This is a genomic window from Paludibaculum fermentans, assembly GCF_051172195.1.
Lineage (GTDB): Bacteria > Acidobacteriota > Terriglobia > Bryobacterales > Bryobacteraceae > Paludibaculum > Paludibaculum fermentans_A.
The window spans coordinates 5344457-5369510 of sequence record NZ_JBPJAQ010000001.1 but is presented as its reverse complement, the minus strand read 5'-3'; the positions used below and the strand labels follow the sequence as shown (position 1 = coordinate 5369510).

Annotated in this window: 17 protein-coding genes; 14 read left to right on the top strand and 3 right to left on the bottom strand. The window is 62.3% G+C overall.

Translation table 11 applies throughout. The features are described 5' to 3' along the window. Positions 1-60 precede the first annotated feature (60 nt). Positions 61-1020, bottom strand: coding sequence for a DUF72 domain-containing protein (locus tag ACR9Y2_RS21580; protein WP_435043729.1), 960 nt, complete (start codon positions 1018-1020; stop codon positions 61-63). Between the two features lie 57 nt (positions 1021-1077). On the opposite strand from ACR9Y2_RS21580, the gene ACR9Y2_RS21575 reads away from it, so the two are divergent. The 7 genes from ACR9Y2_RS21575 to ACR9Y2_RS21545 all read left to right on the top strand — a co-directional run bounded on the left by ACR9Y2_RS21575 (position 1078) and on the right by ACR9Y2_RS21545 (position 14325). After that, positions 1078-4089 carry a DUF1553 domain-containing protein gene (locus ACR9Y2_RS21575; RefSeq protein WP_435043728.1) on the top strand — a complete coding sequence of 1004 codons (3012 nt, stop codon included), beginning with the start codon at positions 1078-1080 and terminating at the stop codon, positions 4087-4089. An 8-nt stretch (positions 4090-4097) separates the two neighbouring features. Continuing rightward, positions 4098-5489, top strand: a complete 1392-nt coding sequence (locus ACR9Y2_RS21570) for a DUF1501 domain-containing protein (RefSeq protein WP_435043727.1) — start codon at positions 4098-4100, stop codon at positions 5487-5489. A 75-nt stretch (positions 5490-5564) separates the two neighbouring features. Next, the gene (locus ACR9Y2_RS21565; RefSeq protein ID WP_435043726.1) at positions 5565-6887 is read left to right on the top strand and encodes a winged helix-turn-helix domain-containing protein; all 1323 of its coding nucleotides are present in this window, start codon (positions 5565-5567) and stop codon (positions 6885-6887) included. 193 nt (positions 6888-7080) lie between these two features. Next, entirely contained in the window at positions 7081-10419 is a 3339-nt protein-coding gene (locus ACR9Y2_RS21560) for a TonB-dependent receptor domain-containing protein (protein ID WP_435043725.1), read from the top strand. Positions 10420-10654: 235 nt separating this feature from the next. Further along, on the top strand, positions 10655-12166 hold the full coding sequence (locus ACR9Y2_RS21555) for a DUF5060 domain-containing protein (protein ID WP_435043724.1): 1512 nt from the start codon (positions 10655-10657) through the stop codon (positions 12164-12166). A 194-nt stretch (positions 12167-12360) separates the two neighbouring features. Beyond that, positions 12361-13356, top strand: a complete 996-nt coding sequence (locus ACR9Y2_RS21550) for an MBL fold metallo-hydrolase (protein ID WP_435043723.1) — start codon at positions 12361-12363, stop codon at positions 13354-13356. 9 nt (positions 13357-13365) lie between these two features. Continuing rightward, positions 13366-14325 (top strand): MBL fold metallo-hydrolase, encoded by a 960-nt coding sequence (locus ACR9Y2_RS21545; RefSeq protein ID WP_435043722.1) that lies wholly within the window; start codon positions 13366-13368, stop codon positions 14323-14325. A gap of 80 nt (positions 14326-14405) precedes the next feature. Here the strand turns inward: ACR9Y2_RS21545 and ACR9Y2_RS21540 are convergent, their stop codons facing one another. After that, a complete protein-coding gene (locus ACR9Y2_RS21540; protein WP_435043721.1) occupies positions 14406-15077 on the bottom strand; it encodes an NF038129 family PEP-CTERM protein in 672 nt (223 codons plus the stop codon). 32 nt (positions 15078-15109) lie between these two features. Next, a complete protein-coding gene (locus ACR9Y2_RS21535; RefSeq protein ID WP_435043720.1) occupies positions 15110-16084 on the bottom strand; it encodes a hypothetical protein in 975 nt (324 codons plus the stop codon). A 207-nt stretch (positions 16085-16291) separates the two neighbouring features. On the opposite strand from ACR9Y2_RS21535, the gene ACR9Y2_RS21530 reads away from it, so the two are divergent. From ACR9Y2_RS21530 to ACR9Y2_RS21500, 7 genes are all read left to right on the top strand, one after another. Beyond that, positions 16292-18142 carry a hypothetical protein gene (locus ACR9Y2_RS21530; protein ID WP_435043719.1) on the top strand — a complete coding sequence of 617 codons (1851 nt, stop codon included), beginning with the start codon at positions 16292-16294 and terminating at the stop codon, positions 18140-18142. Between the two features lie 300 nt (positions 18143-18442). After that, entirely contained in the window at positions 18443-18985 is a 543-nt protein-coding gene (locus ACR9Y2_RS21525) for an ECF-type sigma factor (protein WP_435043718.1), read from the top strand. After that, entirely contained in the window at positions 18982-21171 is a 2190-nt protein-coding gene (locus ACR9Y2_RS21520) for a protein kinase domain-containing protein (RefSeq protein WP_435043717.1), read from the top strand. Before ACR9Y2_RS21525 ends, ACR9Y2_RS21520 begins: the two co-directional genes overlap by 4 nt. Before the next feature lie 175 nt (positions 21172-21346). Continuing rightward, entirely contained in the window at positions 21347-22519 is a 1173-nt protein-coding gene (locus ACR9Y2_RS21515) for a sensor histidine kinase (protein ID WP_435043716.1), read from the top strand. Beyond that, positions 22494-23261, top strand: coding sequence for a LytR/AlgR family response regulator transcription factor (locus ACR9Y2_RS21510; protein ID WP_435043715.1), 768 nt, complete (start codon positions 22494-22496; stop codon positions 23259-23261). Before ACR9Y2_RS21515 ends, ACR9Y2_RS21510 begins: the two co-directional genes overlap by 26 nt. Positions 23262-23348: 87 nt before the next feature. Continuing rightward, positions 23349-24248 (top strand): ABC transporter ATP-binding protein, encoded by a 900-nt coding sequence (locus tag ACR9Y2_RS21505; protein WP_435043714.1) that lies wholly within the window; start codon positions 23349-23351, stop codon positions 24246-24248. Next, positions 24245-25045 (top strand): ABC transporter permease, encoded by an 801-nt coding sequence (locus tag ACR9Y2_RS21500; protein ID WP_435043713.1) that lies wholly within the window; start codon positions 24245-24247, stop codon positions 25043-25045. The genes ACR9Y2_RS21505 and ACR9Y2_RS21500 overlap by 4 nt, the downstream gene beginning before the upstream one ends. Positions 25046-25054 lie beyond the last annotated feature (9 nt).

The following is a 25054-nucleotide window of genomic DNA, read 5'->3' as shown; positions in this document are numbered from 1 at the left end:
AGCGGCCGAAACTCAGCTGAACGCCTCAAACACAGGCGGCATTCGCACCGTTTCTTCTCCCTAAACGCCTTCCACGCCAGTAACTTCCGCAATGGTGCCGGGCGCATTACCTTCCAGCCGGTTGTTCACGAATAGGAAGGCCAGTTGGCGTTTGTTGCGGGCCCGTTCGAGGATCTCTTTGAGGCCTTCGCGCGCAGGTGGGTTGGGTTCCTGGATCTCCTTGTAAGGTTGGAACTTCTCCACCGCCTGCTCATACGCGCGGCCGTGCCGCAGCAGCGCCCGGGCCACCGTGAAATCCGCGGTAACCGAGGAGGGTTCGGCCAGCTGTTCAGGCAGTTCCGGCATGCGTGTCCAGGAGTTGAAAACGTGCGCTACATTTCGGCGCTTCAGAACCTGAAAATAACGTTCATCGAAGTACTCTTTGTTGCGGATCTCCACGGAGTAGCGCCATCCGGCGGGCAGTTGATCGAGAAATGCGCTGAGGTCGGCGGCAAAGGGTTCGACGCCCTCGTACTGCCTTTTGGGCATGGTTCCGAACTCGAAAATGAGCACGCCGACGCGCTGCCGGTAGGGTTCCAGGGCGCGCAGGAAGGCGTTCTGGAAGAGGTCCGCATTCAGGAACGATTCATTCATCGACCCGCCGCGGGCTCCGTAGCGAAGATGCTTCGGCCATTCCCGGACCGTGATCTCCTCCGGCACTTTGAAGGCAAACTGCAGGCTGGGCGGTGCGGCGGCAAACAACTTCTGCCAGTAATCGGTGGAGGGGAACTGATAGAACGAGAAGTCGCCGCAAACGGCCGGGAAGACCTCGGCGTACTCGGTCAGGCACTCACCCTCGAACTTCTTCTGCGAGAAGCGGCCGCGTGTGAAGTAGCGCTCCGGCGTATAGATCTGGCCCAGCCAACCGGGGTATTTCCAGGAGCTGGTGCCGAAGTACACGCCTTCCGCCGCCAGCGCGCGCAACCGGGCGCCCAGCCTGTCGCGGAAGGCCGGTTCCGCGGGAAAGAGTGACAGGTTCACTGTGAACAATCCCTCATTCGATATACTGTGGCAGAATTGCGATCGTCTGGGGGAAGTGTGTCTGGGCGCCTGTTTTGTCTCCTGCTTACGGCCGGCCTGCCGGCTTTGGGCGCGAACGTTTCTTTCAACCGGGACGTGCGGCCCATCCTGTCGGATCGCTGCTACACCTGCCATGGTCCGGATAGCGCGAGCCGCAAGAGTAAGCTGCGCCTGGACAAAGAGGATAGTGCGCGCACGGCCCTGACCTCCGGCGACCCCGCCCATAGCGAGATCTACCTGCGCGTCACCTCCACCAGCAAAGCCAAGCGCATGCCCCCGGCCTATATGGGCCATCAGCCGTTGTCGGCCCGTGAGATTGAGATCATGCGGCAGTGGATTGAGCAGGGCGCGAAGTTCGAGCCGCACTGGTCGCTGGTTCCGCCACGGAAGGCAGCCGTTCCTGCACTGAAGGAACAGGCTTGGGCGCACAACGAAATCGACCGCTGGATCCTGGCCCGGTTGGAGCAGGAAGGGCTGCAGCCTGCCCCGCGGGCGGACAAAGCAACCTTGCTGCGCCGAGTCTCGTTCGACCTGACCGGCCTGCCGCCCACGCCGCAGGAAGTGGATGCTTTTGTCAGCGATGCTGCGCCGAACGCGTACGAGCGCGTGGTCGACCGCCTGCTTGCGTCCCCCCGGTATGCCGAGCGAATGACCATCCGCTGGCTGGAAGCGGCCCGCTACGCCGATTCGAACGGCTACCAGTCGGACGGTCCGCGCGACATGTGGCGCTGGCGCGACTGGGTGATCGACGCCTTCCGGAACAACATGCCGTTTGACCAGTTCACCATTGAACAACTGGCCGGGGACCTGCTGCCGGACGCCACGCTTTCGCAGCGCGTCGCAACGGCGTTCAATCGCAATCACAGCACCTCGGCCGAGGGTGGCATCGTTGATGAGGAATTCCGAGTACAGTACGTGGCCGACCGCACGGAGACGACCTCGACTGTCTGGTTGGGGATGACCGTCGGCTGCGCCCGCTGCCACGATCACAAGTACGACCCCATCCTCCAGAAGGACTACTACCAGCTCTTCGCGTACTTCAACAACGTGCCGGAGCGCGGCTTTGTCTACAACTTCGGCAATGAAGAGCCGTATATCAAGGCGCCGCTACCGGACCAGCAGGTGAAGTTGGACGACTACGCCATGCGAATCGAAGCCGCCCGGGCGCGCGTGCATTCGATGGAACCGGCGTCGCGTGCCGCGCAGCAGAAGTGGGAGCGGCAGACAGCCCGGGAAGATGAAGACTGGACGCCAACGTCAGGGTTGACCTTGAGGGTCTTCGACGAGGAGCACTTCGACGGAAAGCATCAGACAGAGGTTGGGGACAAGGTCGCGGGCTTCAACTTCCACGATCCGTACACATTCGCGGCCTGGATCAAGCCGGAAGCACCCGACGGGGCGGTGATGTCGCGCGGCGAGGATTACCTGGAAGGAACCGGTCATTTTGTCCATCTCATCGGCGGGAAGGTGCGGTTCCACGCCACGATGCGCTGGACCGATTTGGCGATGCGGGTGGAGACGATCGAGCCGGTGAAACTGAACGAGTGGCAGCACGTTGCTGTGACCTACGACGGCAGCATGCAGGCCTCACACGTCAAGATTTACGTGAATGGCGCCCCGCGGAAGCTGAAGATCCTCTTCGACCAGCCCATCTGGCCTTTGGAGACCAAGCAGCCGTTCCGGATTGGCGGGGGTGGCGGACTGCGGTTCAAAGGCGGGATCCGCGACGTGCGTGTCTACAATGTGGCGCTGAGCGAAGCGGAAGCCGCGGTGCTGCCCATTCCGGACACGGTGTCGCAGATTGCTGCCCTGACGCCGCCGCGCCGCAGCAAGGCCCAGAGCGACAAACTGCACTTTTGCTTCCTGGAACGGCATGCTCCGGAGAATTTCGCCAAGGCAAGGACGGAACTCGCGGCGCTCGAAACCGAGCAGGCTCAGTATTTTGCCAAGATTCCCACAGTGATGGTGATGAAGGAGCGAGAGACGCCGCGCGAGTCGTTCCTGCTGAAGCGCGGCGCGTACGACGCACACGGTGAGCCAGTGACCCCAGATGTGCCGGGCGTGCTGCCGCGATTGAAGCCGGAATGGCCCAGGAACCGGCTGGGGCTGGCCAGGTGGCTGGTGGACCGCGGGAATCCGCTGACGGCGCGCGTTACGGTGAATCGCTACTGGCAGATGCTGTTTGGCACCGGACTGGTGAAGACGGTTGAGGACTTCGGCTCGCAGGGCGAATGGCCGATGCACCCTGAGTTGCTGGATTGGCTGGCGGTTGAATTCATGGACAGCGGCTGGGATGTCAAACACATCCTCAAAACCATGGTCATGAGCGCCGCGTATCAGCAGGATTCCAAGGTGGGTCCGGCGTTGCAGCAGCGCGATCCGGAGAACCGGCTGCTGGCACGGGGGCCGCGGTACCGGTTGGCGCCCGAGATGATTCGCGACCAGGCGTTGGCGGTGTCGGGGTTACTCGTGGAGAAGACTGGCGGCCCGTCGGTCAAGCCGTACCAACCCGAAGGGTTATGGCAGGAGTTGCAGGGCGGCAGCGGCTACAAGGCTGATGAGGGCGAGGGCCTCTGGCGGCGCAGCCTCTACACGTATTGGCGCCGGACGGTGCCGGCCCCGGGCATGATCACGTTCGATTCGCCGACGCGGGAAACCTGCGTAGTGCGCGAGACACGGACGAATACGCCGTTGCAGGCATTGGACTTAATGAATGACGTGCTCTATCTGGAGGCTTCCCGCAAGTTAGCCGAACGTGTGATGCACGATGCGGCCGACCCGCGCGCCAGGATCGACGAGGCGTTCAGGCTGGTGCTGGGACGGCGGCCGAAGGCGCGAGAGGATGCGTTCATCAATTCAGCGCTGGAACGATTCTCGACTTACTACACGGGCCATCCCGCTGAAGCTGAGAAGTACCTGCAACAGGGGCACGCGCCGGTGGACAAGGCCTTGCCGAAGGAGACCCTGGCTGCCTACACCGCCGTGGCCAGCCTGCTGTTCAATCTGGACGAGGCGATCACGAAGGAGTGATCCGGACCATGACCCGACGCCAACTACTGCAACGAATTCCAGGCGCGCTGGGCACGGCGGCGCTCTCCGATCTGTTGAAAGCCGAGGGACTGAGCGGACTTCCGCATCACAAGCCCACGGCCAAACGGGTGATCTACCTGTTCCAGAGCGGCGGTCCGTCGCAGATGGAGACGTTCGACTACAAGCCGCGGCTCGTGGAATTCCAGAACCAGGACCTGCCTGAGTCGGTGCGGCAGGGACAGCGGTTGACGACCATGTCGGCTTCGCAGTCCAGCTTCCCCATCGTGCCGTCCAAGTTTTCGTTTGCGAAGCACGGGCAGTCCGGTGCTCTGGTGAGCGAGTTGCTGCCCAAAACCGCGGGGATTGCGGACAAGCTCACCTTCGTGAAGTCGATGTTCACTGAGCAGATCAACCATGATCCGGCGGTGACTTACTTCCAGACAGGCTTCCAGATTGCCGGGCGGCCGAGCATGGGCTCCTGGGTCTCCTATGGACTGGGCGCCGAGACCAAGGACTTACCCGCCTTTGTTGTCATGATTTCACCTGGGTCAAACGGCACCGGCCAGCCGCTCTATGACCGTCTGTGGGGCAGCGGCTTCCTGCCCACCCGGTACCAGGGCGTCAAGTTTCGCTCAGTGGGCGATCCCGTGCTGTACCTCACCAGTCCGCAGGGCTTCCCGGACGAGAACCGCCGCACCTATCTGGATACGCTCAACAGCATGAACCGGTTGAAGCTGGAGGAGACCGGGGATCCGGAAATCTCGACGCGCATCGCGCAATACGAGATGGCCTTCCGGATGCAGACGTCGGTGCCGGAGCTGACCGACCTGTCCAAGGAATCGGCAACCGTGCTGGACAGCTATGGTCCCGACGCCCGCAAGCCGGGTACGTTTGCGTACAACTGCCTGATGGCGCGGCGGTTGGCGGAGCGCGGCGTGCGCTTCATCCAGCTCTACCATCGGGATTGGGACCATCACGGCGGCCTGCCGGCCGGGATGCCCAAAATGTGTAATCAAACCGACCAGGCCTCGGCGGCACTGATCCAGGACCTGGAGCAGCGCGGGATGCTGGACGACACGCTGGTGATCTGGGGCGGAGAGTTTGGCCGCACGGTTTACTGCCAGGGCCGGTTGACGAAGGATGATTACGGCCGCGACCACCATCCGCGGTGCTTCACGGTCTGGCTGGCGGGCGGCGGCATGAAACCCGGGATGACGTGGGGCGCCACGGACGACTACGGATATAACATCACGGAGAATCCGGTACACGTCCACGACCTGCAGGCGACGATCCTGCACTGCCTGGGGATCGATCACAAGCGCCTGACCTACCAGTTCCAGGGACGGCATTTCCGGCTGACGGATGTGGGCGGCAATGTCGTGGAGGAGATTCTGGCCTAGCCGCCATGCTCGCGATGCACGGGTCGGGGTACTGGTAGAACTGTCCGGTACCTCTCTTCGTAAGGGCGGAACCGGATGGCAGGCGAAACTCCTCTGCACCTTCGAGAGCTGGGTCCTGACCCTGAAACCCAGCGGCAACTCCTCGGCCGGATCCTGGCCAGCAAATCCTTCAAACGGTCTCCCCGGCAGCGGGAACTGCTGGAATTCCTTTGCCGTCAATCGTTTGATGCAGAGGGGCGGGATCTGCACGAGCAGGAGATCGGTGTTTCTGTGTTTGGCCGGCGGCCTGACTACGACACAAGTCAGGACAATATCGTCCGGGTTCACGTTTCGGAGCTGCGGAAGAAGTTGGAAGAGTACTTCAAGCAGGAGGGCTCCGAGGAGGCCTGGTTTCTGGAGGTGCCGCGCGGCAATTACGCGCCCGTGATGACCCCGAGGATCCTGCCAGTGGTGGAGGCCGTGCCGCCCGTTGCCTCCGCATCTCCGCAGCTCGAGGCCCCGCGTTCGAGGGTGCAACAAGCGGCGATTGTCATGCTGGCTGTCGTTTGCGCGGGACTGCTGGCCTGGAATCTGCAATTGCGACAGCAGGCCAAGGCACCCTCGTCAGCGGTTAACCCCCTGTGGCAGCAGATGTTCACCGCCAACCGCGAGACCGACATCGTGGTGGCCGACTCGTGCCTCAGCTGCTATACCGACATGGTGAAGCACCCCGTGGTGCTGCAGGACTATCTGAGCCGCAAGTACCTGATGGACGACTTGTCGAAGGAGCGCAATCCGGAGCGACGCAAGTCATTGGAGATGCTGATGGGGCGGCGCTATACCAGTTATGCCGACGTGCAGGCGGTCCAGAATATCTCCCGGTTGGCCGCGGTTCAGGGCCGCGCCGTCAATGTCCACTTCGCGCGGGACTACCCCACGGGCCGGCTCCAGACGTCCAATCTGATCCTGGTCGGCAGCAAGCGAGCCAACCTGTGGGCGGAGCTCTTCGACGACCAGCTCAATTTCCAGGTGGAGTACGATCAGGCCACCGGTGGTAACGTGGTCGTTAACAGGAAGCCTCTGGCCGGGGAACGGGCGGTCTATTCCATCTCTACAAAGGACGCGGACATCCGTGATTCGCTGGCGGTGGTTGCCTTTGTCCCGAATCTGCAGCACACGGGGGAAGTTCTCCTGTTGGCAGGAACCGGGATGTCGGGCACCGAGGCGGCGATTGAGGCCGTTGTGTCGCCGCAGGGGTATGGGCGGCTGCTGGCAGCGCTACCGGCGGGCGAACCCGGCAAGGTGCGGCACTTCGAAGCGCTGATCCGGTCGCATGCGGTGGGGGGTGCGGCGCAGACGTTCGAGGTGCTGGCCGCCCGGCTGGTACAACCCTCTGGCAAACCCCACAATGGACTGTAAACACGGCTGTTGCCCGTTGAGCTTACAGTAAACCTAACTGTAAATTCACTTGAGCGGACCGGCGCGATCGATCAGACTCAATTCCATCTGAATGCCTGGGGCCTCTTGAGAATCCAAGCGGTTGCCATCTGTACCTGAAGTCTGTCCGCACACTGCCGGCGAGTCTCCGGCGGCACAACACAAGGTGGGTGTTATGAACGTTCTATCTTCGAAGAAACCCTGCAGTCGCGCCCGCAATTGGGCTTCGCTCCTTCTTCTCGCCCTGGTTCTTGCTGCGGGCGATCCCTGCGCGGCACAACAGGTGACGGCCACAGTCGTCGGCACGGTGACAGATGCGACCGGCGCGGTTGTGCCGGGTGCGACCATCACGGCCACCAGCCTGTCGACGAACTCAGTGCGCGAGGCGACCTCGGATGCCTCCGGATCCTATACGATTCCCTTCCTCCAGGCGGGTGATTATACAGTCAGCGTGTCCGCGAAGGGCTTCCAGGGCCAGAAGGTGAGCCAGATGACCCTGCAGATCCAGCAGAACGCCCGAGTGGACTTCACGCTGAAGGTGGGGGATGTGGCGGAGACCATCAATGTGGAAGCGGCGGCAGCGTCGCTGCAGACGGAGAACTCGACGGTGGGGACGGTCATCGATGCGGGGAAGATCGTCGAGTTGCCGCTGAACGGCCGGAACTTCGTGCAACTGGCCCAGTTGATTCCAGGCGTCCAGGCGGGCACGCCGGGGTCGATCACCGTACGGCGCGGACGCGGCTCCATTGGCGCCCAGGATTCTCCTTTCGGCTCGACAGGCATGTCGGCCAACGGCAGCCGGGACACGGCCAACCGGTACTTCCTGGATGGCGTGGAGTTCATGGACTACGACGCGATGACTTATGCTTTCAGCCCGTCGGTGGACGCGCTGGCGGAGTTCAAAGTGGAGACGAGCACCTATTCGGCCGAGGCCGGCGGCGCTCCGGGCGGACAGGTGAGCATCGTGACCAAGCGCGGCGGGAATGCGTTCAAGGGGACGCTGTGGGAGTTCAACCGCAACGACGCCCTGACGCAGTCCTATGACGCGATTGCCGGAGTGAGCGCGACGCCCGCGCGGCTGAACCGCAATCAGTATGGCGGCAACATCGGCGGCCCGATCTGGATTCCCAAGGTTTACAAAGGCAAGGACAAGACGTTCTTCTTCTTCAACTGGGAGGCGGGGAAACTGGCGCAAGGGGCGACGGCGGCCTACCGCACTGTTCCGACGAATGCCCAGCGCGGAGGCGACCTGAGCGGCCTGGTAAATGCGCGCACAGGGGCGCCGATCGTGCTGAGCGATCCGCTGGGCGTGGGCATCGTAAACAACCAGATTCCGAAATCGGCGTTGAGTCCGCAGGCGCAGGCGTTTCTGGCCTTCCAGCCGACAGCCAACACCCAGAACGGGGTGTTCAATTTCCTTTCGACGCCAGCTAGCGCTGTGTCCACACAGGACACTTACACCGCACGCGTCGATCACAACCTGACGTCGCGAGACGTCATCTCCGCGAGATATGTCTTCAACGATACCTACGAAGCAGGTGTTCCTTTCTGGGGCCACGACGAGCGCAACAACCTGGGCCGCACCCAGAATCTGGCGCTCTCCTACACGCGGACGTTCACACCCACGTTAATCAATGAATTCCGGGCCGGCTGGCACAAGTTCAGTGAAACCGAGATCTTCGGAACGACGAATGACGCCGCGTATGACGTAGTAGGCAAGATGGGCCTGCCGCTGGTCTCGCGTCTGCCGAAGGAGTTCGGTCCGCCGACGATTAGCATCAGCGGCGCCGATGGCAGCTTCAGCATGTACGACCTGCAGCGACAGATCGGCCCACGCGACCGGTCGAACAGTTTCATCCCGTTCACCGATACTCTGTCCTGGCAGCATGGCCGGCATTTCATCAAGATCGGCGCGGAACTGGACCGCCGGCTGGTGACGTTCGAGCAGGCACGCGCTCCCCGCGGTTCGTTCACCTTTGACGGCACGTACACAGGCAGCGCACTGGCGGACTTCCTGCTGGGCTACATCCGCAGCGACAGCATCAATCCGGCGCACACCTCCACCGACCTGAAGAACTTCTGGCAGGGGTACTACGTGAACGACGACTGGAAGGTGACGTCAAACCTCACGCTGAACCTGGGTGTGCGGTACGACTACTTCCAGCCGTATAAGCAGTCCGACGACAAGATGGTGAACGTCGAGCAGAACGGGTTCATCGTGGCGGGCCTGACCACTCCGCAGACTTCGGCCTACGGACGCGCGCTGATCGAGTCGGACCGCAACAACTTCGGGCCGCGCGCCGGCTTCGCTTATCGTCCGAAGTTCACGAACGATGCCGTCATCCGCGGCGGGTATGGAATCTACTACACTCCGCAGATCTCGAACGCGATCTTCGCCATGGCCGAAGGCGCGCAGGCCACGGCGGGCGCCACGATCACGGGCAACATCACCGGCAAACCAAATGTCTTCTTCAACGACCCGTTTGCCGGCGCGGTGACATCGGGAGCCCTGAACTTCGCCGTGAGCAACGACCAGAACATGCGCGACAGCTACATCCAACAGTGGAACTTCAATCTACAGAAAAAGCTGATTGGGGATTTCATCCTGGATGCCGGCTATGTGGGCTCAAAGGGCACCCGGCTCATTGTGACTTTCCAGGATCTGAACCGGCCGCTGCAGATTGTGGATCCACGTACGGCGGGCCTGGCTTCTCTGAATGCACGGCGGCCCAACCAGGCCTACCAACGCAGTGTGCGCTCTGACAAATCGATTGGAAACTCCATCTATCACGCGCTGCAGCTCAAGGGCGAGCGGCGCATGCGGAATGGAGTGACGTTCCTGGCCGCCTACACGTACTCGAAGTCGATTTCGGGCCCCCTGGACATCGGAGGCCAGGTGGGCGGTGGATCCTTCATCGGCGACGTACAGGACATCTTCAACCTGCGGGCGGAGCGGGCGGTATCGGGCTTTGATGTCACGCAGCGCTTCGTACAGACGTTGATCTATGACATCCCCTTCTTCAAGCACACCAGCGGAGCGAAGAAGCTGCTGCTGGACGGCTGGCAGGCCTCCACCATCATGACGGCGCAATCAGGCTTCCCTGCCCCCATTAGCTTCGGCGTGGACACGACGGGTACGGGCATCGGCTCGCGCCCTGACTTGACGGGCCAGGTGGCCAATCTTGGCGGCGACCAGCGGACCTGGAAGCGCTGGTTCAATGTCGATGCGTTCGCCCAGGGACCGTATGGGCGGTTTGGAACCTCTCCGCGCACGAATGCGGTGCGGCTGCCCGGCCTGTGGAACTTCGATTTCTCAGTGAACAAAAGCTTCCGGTTCGCCGAGACGCGCAGTGTGGAGTTCCGCACGGAGGTATTCAATCTCTTCAACCAGTACAACCCCGACCCGAGCACGGTGGACCTGAACATCCGCTCGGCCACATTCGGCATGGTAGGCGGCGGCGTTCGCGGCATCACGACGCGCGTGATCCAGTTGGGCGCCAAGTTGTACTTCTGATCTCTGACAGCCGGTGTCTTCCGGCAAGACAGGGGACAAGGGCCGGCGGCCTCGAGTAGAGGCCCCGGCCCTTGTGTTTGTGGACAACGGCGGAGCCGGTGGGGATCTTCATGATCAGGGCGCATTCAGCTTGACCTGCGTCGCGGGTGCTGATAGGCTGCGTTGAGCATATCGAGCAAACAACGCATAAATATGCAAACCGCTCGTAACGCCCGTGTCCATGAGGCCTTTGACCATGTCCAACAAACACCTATCCATTTCGCGGCGCGACCTTTCCACCGCGCTTCTGGGGCTGACCACAGCTTCGGCCCTGCAGGCCCAGGGAGGCGGCAAAGTGGAGCGCTGGGGCATCTTTGAAGCCTCGTGGAGCGGGCCGTCGAGCGGCAACCCGTTCCGGGACGTTCAACTCAAGGCCAAGTTCAGCTTGGGCCACCGCACGATGGAGGTGAACGGATTCTACGACGGCAATGGGCAATACCGGGTACGGTTCATGCCCGACACGCTGGGGCAGTGGAGCTTCGCTACCAGCAGTAACGCCGCGGCGCTGGACGGCAAGACGGGCAGTTTCACCTGCGGTGCGCCGGCCGCCGGCAATCACGGTCCGGTGGGTGTCAGCCACACCTGGCATTTTGCGTACGCGGACGGGACGCCATACCGGCCGGTGGGCACCACCTGCTATGCCTGGAGCCACCAGACCGATGCACTGGAGGAGCAGACACTGGCCACGTTGCGCACGGGTCCGTTCAACAAGATGCGCATGTGCATTTTTCCGAAGGACTATGTCTACAACAAGAACGAGCCGCCGTTCTACCCGTTCCCGCGGGATGGGGGCAAGAACGACTTCAGCCGCTTTGTGCCGGAGTATTTCCAGCATCAGGAGAAGCGCATCGGGCAGCTGATGGCGATGGGCATTGAAGCGGACCTAATCCTGTTCCATCCCTACGACCGCTGGGGCTACAAAGTGATGCCGTCGGAGGTGGACGATGCCTACCTGCGTTATCTGGTGGCGCGGTTGGCGGCTTACCGGAACGTGTGGTGGTCGATGGCGAATGAGTGGGATTTCGTGAAGGAGAAGAAGCTCACAGACTGGGACCGCTACTTCCAGATTGTGCAGGAATGTGATCCGCACCAGCACCTGCGCTCGATCCACAACGGGTCCGTCCTGTACGACCATGGCAAGCCGTGGGTGACGCACACGTCGATTCAGGGTGACGACTTCGGGAAGACGGAGGAGTGGCTGCGGGCATACAAGAAGCCGGTGATTTTCGACGAGTGTAAGTATGAGGGGAACATTCCGAGGCGGTGGGGCAACATCTCGGGTCTGGAGATGGTGCGGCGCTTCTGGCTGGCCACGGTCAACGGGGCATACGGGGGCCACGGCGAGACGTTCCTGAATCCGGAAGAAGTGCTGTGGTGGTCAAAGGGCGGAGTGTTGCACGGAGAAAGCCCGCAGCGGATTGCTTTCCTGCGCAAGCTGCTCGACGAGGGTCCGGCAGAAGGGCTGAATCCGCTGCCGAACCAGAAGTACCCGTGCGCGGCCAGGGAGAACGAATACTACCTGTTCTTCTACGACCTGCATCAGCCGGCGGAGATGGATTACGACCTGCCGGAGAAGGTGAGCCTGCGGGCGGAGATCATCGATCCGTGGGGGATGACCATCACCGCGGTTCCAGGTGTCCACCGCGGCAAATTCGTGCTGAAACTGCCGGGCAAGCCGTATCAGGCGGTGCGTTTCCGCAAGGCCTGAGAGGAGAGACAGTTCGAGCGGTCGATGAGCCCTGCCAGGCCGCAGGGCCGCATAATTGCGCTGCTCCTGGGGATAGCCCGGGCCCGTGCTATCATTGCCCATTCGGTCCTCAGATTGACCGTCACTTCCTACTCCACGCCGAAACCTGACTGCCCCGTCGCGTGATGCGCCCATTCTCCTTCTGAGAGGTCAACATGCGACTCGTGCGGCTTTCGTTCGCGGCGGCGCTGGCTCTTTCCTGCGCCACTGCCCTGGATCACAACTACCAGACGGCCGGCCCGGCGCCGGGCAGTATTCGATTCAAGTGGATCTCCGGTTCGATCTGCGCGGCGACCAACCGCGATCCGCGCATCCAGATCATCACCTATAACGAAGACACCTACCTGCTGCGGGAGAATATCTCGATCCACTACGATGCTCCGTTCACCTACCTGCTGATGGGCAATGAAGGGGCGCTGCTGATCGATACCGGGGCAACCGCGGAGGCCGAGTACTACCCGCTGCGCGCCACGGTGGACGCGATTCTCAAGCGCTGGGGCGAACTGCGCGGCAAGCGGGACATGCCGTTGACCGTCGTGCTGACTTCGCCGGAATACCCGTCGCAGAATCAGGGTTACCAGCAGTTCCTCAAGCGGCCCAATACGAAACTGGTCCCGCTGGACCTGGCGGGGATGAAGGCCTTTTACGGCTTGAGCGATTCCTGGCCCGGCGGCTCCGGCCGAATCGACCTGGGCGGACGGGTGATTACGGTGATCCCGACTCCTGGCGCGCACAAGGATGGAGTCAGCTTCTACGACGCGTACAACGGGTTCCTCCACACGGGCCACTTCCTGTTTCCGGGCCGCATCATGATCTCGAACGATAAGGACTATGTCGAGTCTATGAGCCGCCTGCAGGCGTTCGCGAAGCAGCATCGCGTGAAGTGGGTGATGGGTGGGCAGATCGACATGAAGTTTCTACCGGGCGTGGAGTATATGCGGCTGATCCGATACAAGCCGGACGAGCGTGTGTTGCAAATGGAGTCATCGTTGATTGACGAGGCCCTGGCGACAGCCACACGATTGCTGGGCAAGGCCGAGGTGGCGGTCCGGCCGGACTTCGTGATGCGGAACCGGGTGAGCCCGGACGAGCGTCCATCCAGCCGGCCCAAAGACCTTCCACGCATCCCCGACATGCCACGCCTGCGATAAGGAATCGACATGAAAACGCTGCTGCTGTTTTCCCTCATTGTTACCGCCTATGCGGCCCAACCGGCTTCTCCTCGCAGGATCGACTTCACATCAAATCTGCCGGCCAAGGGGACATTCCCGGAGAAGTGGATTCACGGGTCGAAGTCGTTGATGGACAATCACGACCCGCCGGTGCAGGTGCACTGGTTCAACGAGCACACCGTCGTGATGCGGGAGAACAAGGCGTACAACTACGAAGCCGCGTTCATGTATCTCTATTTCGGAAACGACCGGGCGATCCTGTTGGATCAGGGCTCGACATCGCTGCGCTCGGAATGGCCGTTGCGCGATGTGGTGGACGGAGTGGTGGCGCAGTGGTGCAAGCGCAATGGGCGGAAGGACATTCCGCTGGTGCTGGCGTTCAGCCACCTGCATGGGGATCACTGGGCTGCCCAGAACCAGTTCGCCGACCGGCCGAACACGCGCATCATGGGCCTGACACATGAGGAGATGGTGGGTTTCTGGAACATGACGAAGTATCCGGAAGAACGCGTGGAGTTCGACCTGGGCGGCAGGAAGCTGCTGATCTGGGGCAGTCCGGGCCATGTGGAAGACGAGTTCGCCTACTACGACACATACACGCAGATCCTCTTTACCGGAGACATGTTTTACCGCGGATACTGCTACATCACATTCTGGGACCAGTGGATGGCGAGCATGGCGCGGCTGATGCGCTTTGCCGACGAGCATCCGATCGCTTACGTCGTGGGCTGCCATGTCGAGATGAAGAAGAATGGTGAGTTCTACACGTATGGCACGACCTACCAGCCGGACGAGGCTCCGGTGCAGATGGAGGTGGCCATGCTCCGGCGGACGTATGAGTTTGCGAAAAAGATCACGAAGCCGGGGGTGTACTTCACCGGTGGTGTGTATCTCTGCAACCAGACGCGGATGACCAGCACTCCGGATGTGAATCCGTATGTGTACTGAGGGAGAGGCGGAAGAGGTGGGGGATGGTCTGGGGGCGAACGGCCGGTGATTCGGCGGCGCGCCCCCAGGTGCGGCGATGCCTAGCGCCGGCTCCGCCGATGCAGGAGCAGAGCCGCGAGCGCAATCCCAACGAGCGCCAGGGTGCCCGGTTCCGGCACCGCGCCGGGCGGCCCCGGGGGATCGGCGTAGGGAGTGAGGACGATCGCGGAAGGCTGAGTGCCGGCCTGCGGGAAGACCGACAGCATCGGCAGCCCGTCCAAGCCGATGTCGATACTGCCTAGAACGCCGTTCGGGTCGGCGGTCAGAACCGGATTGAAGCTGCTGTCGTACATCAGCACCGCGAAGGTCGATCCGGCGGAGGCTAAGCCGTCGGGAGAGTCGAGGGCAGGGCCGCTGAGGGTGAGTAAAAACGTAATGGCCGTGCCGGGGGTAAACCCATCGAAGTAGCTGTTGATCGGAGTGGAGTTGTGTAGCGTGACGTTGGATGGCAGAGTTCCGGTGACGGCGCCCATCGGGCTGGGAGAGGCGTCCATCGAGCCTCCCGACACTGCGAACGAAGTGATCGTGGCGGTGATCGGCTGGGAGGTGGCATCCCCTGGATTCAACTGCAGGTCGAGGTAGTATCCCGGCGTGCCGTTGATCGCCGCGGTGTTGATCACGACGGAATAGACGATCGGGCCGGCCTGCCCCGAGGAGGCCGCGACTGCGAGAATGGCCAGGAGCAAGATGATCTGGGACGGATTGGTTTTCATTGTAGGTGGATCCTTCCTGCGTGCCGCGATCCTCACAGAGTTCCGGCATAAACAGCCGGCGTGAAGTTGATGTAGGCAAGCCCCGGATTGCTGAACTGAACCGTCGCCGACACAGTGGCGCCAGCCGGGACATTGGTCGAGTTCGGGAGGGTCAGATACGGGTCCGAGCCAAATGTCCCCGTCTTGTTGACCAGCGTGATGCCGGCGGGCAGATTCCTGAAGGCAACGTGGAGTGGCCCGCTGATGGCGCTGAGCCCTTTATTGGTGACTCTGACGGTCGCCACAAAGTACTTCGTCGCCTTGCTGTAGATATAGCCGGTGGTCTCGACCTTGACTCCCGCAGTCACGTCCGTGGCCGAGGTACTCCGGGAGATTTTCGCGGCCAGTCCCGTGGAAAGGTAGCAGCAGTTGCTATTCGTCTTGACGATGAAGTCGATGGTGTCGCCGGCGTTCAGCATCAGCGCGGCGGCGCTGAAGGGGAGCTGTGTTCCAAAGCTGTACCACGGCAGGGTGTTGTAGAACACCTGTGTTCCAGCGGCAAAGACGAGGACGGCCGTCGAGTGCATGTTGGTGTCGATGGATTCGAACCAGCCGTCGAGGTCGTACTGACCGGCGACCGGAGCGGTGAAGCGAACAATGCCACCGGGCGTGAGTTGTGGGTCCAGGCGCAGCAGATGCGGCGGTTGCCTGATGGTCAGGGCGGAGTAAAGGCTGCTGGAGCCGTTGAAAAGGATGCCTGACCAGTAAGGTTGCAGGCCGCCATTCGAGGAACAGATGATGCCAGGCATCCCCTCGAAATCGGCGACGACCTTGGTCATCAGGGTGAATTGGCCGGGCAATCCACCTACGCCGTAAGTGAAGATGCCACCGCTGGCATTGGTTTTGTTGAAGTCCTTGACTACGTCATAGGTGACCTTGGGGGATGGCGGCTGCGGCCAACAGGGTGGACAAAACGCCGCGAAGCCAACCAGGAGACTGAGAGAATTCCAAAGAAATCGCGAGGGCATGAGTGATCCTCCTCCATCACGCGCATTGGGCATGCGCGTCCATTGCGAATCTACCCCCAATGGTGGTCCGGACCAAGACAAATGGGGTGACAACAAGTGTCAACACATTGCAAATAAGCCACTTACTCGCCACTACGCGCCGCCCTCCGGCAACGCTGCGTGACCCTTGCCGGGCTAATGCGGGCTTGATAGACTCGAGCTCTCCGGATGATCAGGCCTAAAAATCAGGATCCTGCCAACAACGAAAAGAACACCGCTCCCGACGACCATGAGGTCGTTGCGGCACTGGATCGCGTGACCGGATCAGAGGCATTTTCCGGCGCTGCCAGGCAGATCAGGTTCCTGCGTTTCGTCGTGAAGGAGACATTGGCGGGACGGGCCGACGGTGTGAAAGAGTCCGTGATTGCCGTGAGCGTGTTCGGGCGTGATTCGCAGTTCGACCCGCGTTCCGATTCCAGCGTTCGGGTGGAAGCCCGCAACATACGGGTCCGGCTCAATGAGTACTACATGACGGCCGGCCGGGGAGATCCTGTGGTGATCGAGTTGCCGAAGGGTGGCTATGTACCCAGATTCCGCACGGCCGGCCCTCGCGTTGGGCGGGTAGATCACCCGATGTTCCGCCGGGCGGCGGTATCTGCTGCGGTGTTGTTGCTGGCCGGCGCAGTGGGCGCCTGGATCGTTGTGCGGCAGAAGCCGGCACCGGCCTCCATCGCGGTGCTGCCGTTCGCTGCTTTGACGGATGACACGTCGGACTACGTGACAGATTCCTTTGTAGAGGATCTGATCAGTGAACTGGCACGAATCCCGGAGTTGAGAGTAGCCGCGCGGACTTCTTCGTTCCGTTTCAGGGCACCAGGGACAGATCCGAAATCCATCGGACGCCAGTTGGACGTGGGAGCCATCCTTCGCGGCACCGTAGGGATGGAATCGGGACACCTCAAGGTCAACGTGGAACTGCTGAACGCCAGGACGGGAACACGCCTCTGGAATGGGCAGTTTGAGAAAGCCTCCAGCGAGACACAACAACTGGAGCGGGAGCTCTGCCAGGCCATCGCAACCCAATTGGGGCTTGGTCGAGCGCATTTTCGGCCTCAGGTGCACCAGCCGCCGGAGGCCGCCAGGATAGCTTACTGGCAAGGCCGCTATGCGTTGTCGAGACGCCAGGCCCGTGCCGACGCGACTCGGTTCTTCGAGCGTGCAGTGGAGGCCGATCCCGCCTATGCGGATGCCTGGGCAGCCCTGGCAATCACCAGGTCCCTGATGGCCTTTCATTGGGAGGGCGAGGTGAACCAACTGGCAGGGCAAGGCCGCGAAGCAGCCGGACTGGCCCTGAAGCTGGACGAGTCGGCTCAGGAGGCGCACTACGCCCTGGCTATCCTGGCATACTCCTACGATCACGATTGGGCGGCGAGTGAGCGTCACTTCCAACGGGTCTTCGAGATCAATCCCAACTGGGCCTACGCTCACCGCGGATACGCACTCGCCCTCGCCAGCCACAGTGCGTTCGATCAGGCCTTTCTGGCCCTCGATCGTGCCCAGCGCCTTGACCCGTTATCCGTCTTGTCCACCAGTGAGAATGCGGCCGTCCTGCTGTGCGCCCGCCGATTTGACGAAGCAATGTCGGTGGCACGAAAGCACCTCGCCCTGGATCCAAACGCGGTCTACGCTCAATTCGCGATTGGCGTCGCGCTTTCCGCGCAAGGGCACTGCTCTGAGGCAGTGACTCAGTTCAATGGGATTGCCCGGAAGTACGGCAGGAGTAGTGACGTCCTCGGTAGATTGGGCTATGCACTCGCCTGCTCAGGGAGAGCAGCGGAGGCGAGAGAGATCGTTCGAGAGATTGCACGGATGGAACTCCCGCCCCATGCGGCAGATGTCCATCTTGCGATGGTCTACACGGGGCTCGGGGAGGGTGGCCGCGCCATTGAAATACTCGACGGCGCAGTGAATGCACATGTGATCGACACCGTGTTTCTAGCCGTGGAGCCAGCTTTCGTCGCACTCAAACATGAGTCGGGCTACGCGTCGCTCTGCGGCCGGCTGGGCCTTCCGAGATAGGCGCACAAGTTGCGGGCTCAGGCTGTGCTCATCTGAACAGTATGTTTCCCGGCTGCTTGGCGGGTGTTAATGTACGGCATTCGGGGGGTAGCGTACTCCTCAAACGGGCTCAGCCGCGGCTCATCAAGCTATATCCTGGTGCGCGACCAGCAGCCGCCATGCCGGCGCCTTCACCCGTTCAGGCGTATGCAGTACTTTCCCCTCATCAGTCATACTTCAAGATGATATTGTCTGAATCTGGCTTGGAGACGGGTGTGAAAGCGATTGCACCCGGAGCTCCTGGTCGAACTAGAGGCACTCATGGGCGTGATCACGCAGCTGCTCGAAAATAACCGCAACGGAACGCCGGACGCCTTGGACCGTCTGCTGCGGGAGATCTATCCCAGTATTCGAGGCTTGGCCGGGCGCATGCTCCGCAAGGAGTCGGAGGTACGAACGCTTCAGCCCACCGCGTTGGCTCACGAATTCGTGCTCAGCCTGCTGGGCGGCTCCGGCGCCAATCTGGAGAATCGTGGACATTTGATGGCGATCGCCGCGCTGGAGATGCGCCGGACGATCGCCAAGCACGCAGTCAAACGGCGGAAGCATCTGGTGGACCTCGTCGTCGAGCCGGCGGACGAAGAACAGTCGTCAACAGACCAAGCCATGGCCTTGACGTTGGAGCACGCATTGCTCCGCCTGGAAAGTATGGATCCGCGGGCCTGCAAGGTGGTCGAGATGCGGTTCTTTGGAGGACTCAGCGCCGTGGAAATCGCCTCAGAGCTGGGTGTAGCCCGGAAGACGGTGCAACGCGATTGGGCCTTTGCCAGCACCTGGTTATCAGCGGAGCTCGGCCAGCGGTGACTACGGAGGAGTGGGCCCGGCTCAGGCAGTACTTCGAAGAACTGCGTGAATTGGACGAGGACGAGCGCGAATCCGTGCTTACCGCGATCCGTCTCACTGAACCGGAACTGGCCAGGGAGCTGCAGCGTCTGCTCGCCTTTGACGAACGGACGGGCCCGCGGCTCATCGACACACCGATACCAGACCGCCTGGCCGTGCTGCTCTCGAACAGCGGCCAGGAGGCGCCCCCTCCACCGGACCTGACCGGATTGACGCTCAAGCAGCGCTATCAGGTGGTCTCGAGGTTGGCGCAGGGCGGATCGAGTGATGTCTGGCTGGCCCAGGACCTGCATCTATCCGGCCGTAAGGTGGTCATCAAGACTCCGCATTCGCCTCTCAGTTCAGGCGGTTTCCAATGTGAAGTGGAAGCCCTGGCGGCCATTCACCATCCAGCCATCGCGCGCCCGCTCGACAGCGGGACCACCGAGAACGGCTCGCTATTCCTAGTGCTCGAGTGGGTGGACGGCCAGAGCCTCAGGGAGCTGCTACGCAGCGGAATAGCCCTGGAACGACGACAGTCCCTGGCCTTGATCTCCGATCTGGCCGGCGTACTGGACGAAGTGCACCGGGCGGGCGTCCTGCACCTGGATGTAAAGCCGGAAAACGTGATGGTGAGGAATTCGGGCGGCCGCCTGCGCGCGGTGCTGGTGGACTTCGGAATTGCGCGGCTGCAGGTCGCCGGCGAAGGCAGGAACGCACTGCGGGGCTCGCCCGCCTACATGGCTCCAGAGCGTTTTGAAGGTGTGGAATCGCGGGCAGCGGATATCTACGGCTTGGCGCTGGTGGCCCTGGAGCTATTGAGCGGCCTGCAGCCTGGCGAGACGACCCTGCCTTCCAGGCTGTCGCAACTGCGGCCGAAAGCACTGCGCAGGGCGCTGGCCCAGGCCTTGGAAGCCGACCCGGAGCTCCGTCCGGAGTCTGCCGGCGCCCTCTCCGTGGCGCTGTTGCATGCAGTTCGCCAGCCCCGCACCTGGCTGATGGCCGCTTTGACGGCGGGCATGCTGGTGGTCGCCGCGTCTGGCCTGCACGAATTCCACAGGCGCGGCCAGAAGGAACAGGAGCTCGGCCGATTGCGATCCTCCCTAGAGAAAGCCCAGATCGACAGGATGATCGTGAGCATGGACAGTTTTGAACGCGGCACTGCTGGCAAACAGCTGTTGCAGTTGGCGGAAGCCGCTGACTCAGACTCCACCGATCCGGCCACGGTGCAAACGGCCGCGGAGACCTTGATGGAAGCGGGCATGCAGTACGGCCATCCCGGGCGGCGTCACATGGGCATGTCGGCTCGCGCCGAGGCAACCTTGCGGCGGGGCGTCCGGCTTGCTGACCGGGCGGTGCAGATTTCGTTGGGCAGCCAGGAGTCGAAGAAGCTCGCTGCCCGGGCTCGCGATGCCCTGGCCAGCGTGCTGATTGAAGAGGGGCGCTACGACGAGGCAGGCAAGGTTTTGGAGGAAGGCCTGGAGGTGAGCGCCGGAGTCCCTGAGGCGGATGGGGTCCGAGCCGGCCTGCTTGGCAATCTCTCCAGGATCGCGTTTCACAACCATGACTATGAAGAGTGCCTGCGGCTGCGCAATGAGTTTGTCAGGCAACGGCAAGCCGTGTGGATTCGCCTGGGGAGCCGTCCCGAGGGCTCAGGAGATTACGCCGGCTCCCTGGCAACCCGCGGCTATCTGCTGCGTGAAATGGGTCAGTATGAGGCGGCGATGCGTGACTATCAGGAAAGCGACCGCCTGCTGGAAGACGCCAGGCGGGTGGCGCCCCAGAACCAACTGCCCATCTGGCAGCTTGCCCGCAATAGCCTGGAGGAGGGCCGCACGCTCGTGATGGCAGGTTCTCCCCTGCGCGGCAGTGAGCATCTCTGGCGGGCCGCTTCCACGCTGAGGAACTTCGCCGCGCAGGATCCGAATGACCAGGCTACTGCGCGTCAACTGGCGTTGAGCCTGGCCTGGCTGGCCAAGGCACAGAAGGCGTCGGGGCGGCAGGACAAAGATTGGCGTCCAGTTTTGGACGAGGCTCAGAAGCTGGCCTCAGCGGCTGTTGAGGCCGACCCGGCCAGCGCGAAAGCCAGTGAGGACCTGAGGTCCGTCCAGGAGATCGCGAACGAGTTGCTGGCCCCTGGCCATGCCACGCAACTCGCCCGCAAATGAGCTCCTTCTTACCTTGCGCAGGGCGGCGGAAAGTCCCGTTCGTCACTGATTGCGGCCTGTTGGTCACCGCCGGGACAGGCCGGCCCCGGGCTTGGGCTATCCTACAAACTTAGGCGGACTTCCCGGAATTCCGTCGAGCCGAGCCTGCGTGAACAGGGTTTGAATGCTGGCGTCCATGCTGAACTTCTCCCAAAACCGGACTCTGCGCCGCATCCTCGGCCGGTTCATGGCGTGGACGCTCCTCGGCCTGTTCATGTTCAGCCAGGGCATCGTGCAGAGCCGCTTCTCCAACGATCCCAGCCCCTGGTCGCATCACCTCATTGGCTGGATGGTGGGCGTGTACGTGTGGTTTGCGATCACGCCCGCGGTGTTTTGGCTGGGTAACCGGTTTCCGCTGGAGCGGCGTTACTGGCTGCGCCGGACGATCCTCCATACCTCCATCGCCTTCCTCATCGCATTTGCTCAGTTGGCCGCGGAGGCCGCCATTCTTCACCGCATCGGGGTCTTCCCGATGTACATGAAGACCTTCGTGGCGACGTTCGTTTTCCTGCTGATCATCGGGTATCACCAGGGGATCCTCATGTACTGGTCTTTGCTCGGGCTGCAACAGGGCTTCGCATGGTACCGGCGCTATGAGGAGCGCAAGCAGGAGGCACTGCGGTTGGAACTGCGGTCTTCCCAATTGGAGCGGCAACTCGTGCAGGCGCACCTGGGCGCCCTCAAAATGCAGCTTCAGCCGCACTTTCTGTTCAATACCCTGAACGCGATCATGGTGCTTGTGCGGCAGCAGAAGGGCCGCGAGGCCGAGGAGATGCTGGGCCACTTGAGCGACCTGCTGCGCTGGGTGTTGGAGGATGTGGATACACAGGAGATCCCGCTGCGGCGCGAGATCGAATACCTGCAATTGTATTTATCCATCGAGCAGGTGCGTTTTCAGGACCGCCTGCGGGTGGAGATCGCCGCCGCACCCGAGGTGTTGGACGCCGCGGTGCCGCACATGATACTGCAGCCTCTCGTGGAAAACGCCATCCGGCACGGCATTGGCAGGAGCAGTGCCGCCGGCCGGCTTCAGATCAGCGCCTGCCTCGTGAACGGCCTGCTGGAATTGCGCGTCGTGGATGATGGGCCAGGACTGATTCTCACAGCACCCACGCAGAGCCGCGGCATCGGACTGTCCAACACGCGGGCGAGGCTTGAGCAGTTATATGGAGCCACGGCGCGCCTGACCGTCGAAAACGCGGAGGGCGGCGGAGTGGCCGCCACAGTGATCCTGCCCTGCCGCCTTACCCAATCCGATCCCGGTACTGACCGGATGGAGACGAATGCCCTTCACGGTCTTGCTGGTTGACGACGAGCCATTGGCGCGAGAGGGTCTCCGCATGCTGCTGGCGGAAGACGCCGAAGTCTCGGAAGTATTAGAGGCGAAGAATGGCCGGGAGGCCGTGGAGGTCATCCGCCGCGCCAAACCCGACCTCATGTTCCTCGATGTCCAGATGCCCGAGATGGATGGCTTCAGCGTGATCCGCGAGGTGGGTGCGGACTCGATGCCGGCGGTGGTCTTCGTCACAGCCCACGACGCGTATGCCATCCAGGCCTTCGAGATCAACGCCATCGACTACCTGCTGAAGCCCGTCACGCGCGAGCGTTTCATCAAATCCCTGGCGCGCGCCAAGGACCACCTCCGCGCCAGGCCGGCCGGAGAGGCCAACCGTCAAATACTGACCCTGCTGGAGACCATCGCCTCGCCGGCGCGCACCCTCAAGCGACTGGCGGTCCGCACGGCCGGTAAAACGGTCTTCGTCGAGGTCGAGGATATCGACTGGATGGAGGCAGCGGAGAACTACGTCCAACTGCATGCCGGCCGCGCTGAACATCTGCTGCACGTGACGATGAATACGCTGGAGAAGTCCCTGGATCCCGAGCTGTTTCTGCGGATTCATCGATCGATCATTGTGAATGTAAGGCGAATCAAGGAACTGCAGCCCGTATCGCACGGCGAGTACGTACTCACCCTCACCAATGGGGTGCGGCTGCAATCGGGCCGGATTTACAGTGAGCGGGTGAAGACCCTGGCGGCAAATCCCTTCTAGGACCGCCTCCGGCGGTTCGCCCCTCCGGATGTCCATCTCGTCAAACTCCGCTTCGTGTTCCTCCAGAGGGGCCGCAAACTCAGAAGCGTGATACCGAAACAGAAGCTTGCGGAGCTGTCGCAGGTCACCAAACGGTTCGGCTCGGTCGTGGCCCTCGACAACCTCGACCTGGGGGTGGGTGAGGGCGAATTACTGGCCCTGCTGGGTCCCAATGGCGCCGGCAAGACAACAGCCATCTCCCTGCTGCTCGGGCTGCAGCAGGCAGATGCAGGCACGGCCCGGCTCCTGGGCAGGCCGCCCCACTCCATCGAAGCCCGGCGCGAGGTGGGCGTCATGATGCAGGAGGCTGCGCTGGCGCCGGAGCTTCACACGCGCGAGCAGATCGAATTGGTCGCCAGTTACTACCCCGCGCCCATGGGCGTGGAGGAAACACTCCGGCTGACCGGCACGTTGCCGATCGCCAAACGCCCTTATTCCGCCCTCTCCGGAGGCCAGAAACGTCAGGTGCAGTTCGCCCTGGCTGTGGTGGGCCGCCCGAGACTGATCTTCCTGGACGAGCCCACCGTAGGCCTGGACCTTCAGGCGCGCGAGTTGGTCTGGACCACGGTTCGCAGGTTGGTGGACGGCGGTTGTTCGATTGTCCTGACAACACACTATCTGGAGGAAGCGGAAGCGCTGGCCGATCGCGTGGCCGTGCTGGCCCGGGGACGCCTGATCGCCTCCGGGTCACTCAGCGAGATCCGTGCCCTGGTGGTGCGCAAACGCATTACCTGCCGCACCACTTTGGCCCAGCAGGAAATCTCCGGCTGGCCGGATGTACAGACAGTGAGCCTGGACCAGCGGGGACTCCATATCACCGCCAGCAACACCGAGAACGTGGTGCGGCGCCTGCTGGCGGCTGACCCGGACCTGCAGGATCTGGAAGTGCAGCGTGCGGGCCTGGCTGAAGCGTTCAGTGAACTCACGCGCGAGGAACCAGTGCAATGAACACCACACTGACCATACCGGCCCAGACTGCGCCGGTGGCCAACCTCCCCATGCCGGCCAGCCGTCTCTGGCGCGCCTATGCGATAGAGGCGAAATACGAAACGCTACGCATGCTGCGCGCGCCGGCATTCGCCGGGCCGTTTCTCCTCCTCCCTGTAGTCCTCTACCTGCTGTTCGCCGTGCTGCTCTTTGGCCCGGGTATCGCCAAGGACCCCAGGGGCGCGCTGCTCATCTTCATGGGCTTCTCGGTACTCGGAGTCATGGGGCCGGGCCTGTTTGGCTTCGGCATCAGCGTAGCCATGGAACGGGAGCAGGGGCTACTGAAGCTGAAGCGCGCACTGCCTATGCCGGCGGCCGCCTCACTCGTCGCGAAGCTAATGATGTCGATGGTGTTCGTGGCCATCGTCATGGCGACCATGGCGGCTGCCGCGCCCCTGGGTCATCTGCGCCTGACCGCCACCCAACTGCTCAGCCTCTCGTTCGTCAATATTCTGGGCGCCCTGCCCTTCTGCGCGATGGGCTTCCTGGTCGGCTCACTGAGCTCCGGGAAGGCCGCCCCCGCGTTCGTGAATCTTTTCTATCTGCCGATGATCTACCTGTCCGCGATCCTGCTGCCCCTCCCCAAGTCGATGGAGTGGATCGCCCTGCTCTCGCCCGCATTTCACCTGGACCAACTGGGCCTCGCGGCCATGGGCGAAGCCAGCCATGGTTCGCCCGCAATCCACATACTGGTGCTCGCCGGGGTGACTCTCGTCTTCACCGCACTGGCACAGTACCGGCTGTCGCGCATCGGCTGAGGAGCCTTT

Coding starts and splice junctions, on each gene's coding strand:
- ACR9Y2_RS21570 (WP_435043727.1), top strand. CDS start 4,098: ATGACCCGACGCCAACTACTGCAACGAATTCCAGGCGCGCTGGGCACG.
- ACR9Y2_RS21565 (WP_435043726.1), top strand. CDS start 5,565: ATGGCAGGCGAAACTCCTCTGCACCTTCGAGAGCTGGGTCCTGACCCT.
- ACR9Y2_RS21560 (WP_435043725.1), top strand. CDS start 7,081: ATGAACGTTCTATCTTCGAAGAAACCCTGCAGTCGCGCCCGCAATTGG.
- ACR9Y2_RS21555 (WP_435043724.1), top strand. CDS start 10,655: ATGTCCAACAAACACCTATCCATTTCGCGGCGCGACCTTTCCACCGCG.
- ACR9Y2_RS21550 (WP_435043723.1), top strand. CDS start 12,361: ATGCGACTCGTGCGGCTTTCGTTCGCGGCGGCGCTGGCTCTTTCCTGC.
- ACR9Y2_RS21545 (WP_435043722.1), top strand. CDS start 13,366: ATGAAAACGCTGCTGCTGTTTTCCCTCATTGTTACCGCCTATGCGGCC.
- ACR9Y2_RS21540 (WP_435043721.1), bottom strand. CDS start 15,077: ATGAAAACCAATCCGTCCCAGATCATCTTGCTCCTGGCCATTCTCGCA.
- ACR9Y2_RS21535 (WP_435043720.1), bottom strand. CDS start 16,084: ATGCCCTCGCGATTTCTTTGGAATTCTCTCAGTCTCCTGGTTGGCTTC.
- ACR9Y2_RS21530 (WP_435043719.1), top strand. CDS start 16,292: ATGATCAGGCCTAAAAATCAGGATCCTGCCAACAACGAAAAGAACACC.
- ACR9Y2_RS21525 (WP_435043718.1), top strand. CDS start 18,443: ATGGGCGTGATCACGCAGCTGCTCGAAAATAACCGCAACGGAACGCCG.
- ACR9Y2_RS21515 (WP_435043716.1), top strand. CDS start 21,347: ATGCTGAACTTCTCCCAAAACCGGACTCTGCGCCGCATCCTCGGCCGG.
- ACR9Y2_RS21510 (WP_435043715.1), top strand. CDS start 22,494: ATGCCCTTCACGGTCTTGCTGGTTGACGACGAGCCATTGGCGCGAGAG.
- ACR9Y2_RS21500 (WP_435043713.1), top strand. CDS start 24,245: ATGAACACCACACTGACCATACCGGCCCAGACTGCGCCGGTGGCCAAC.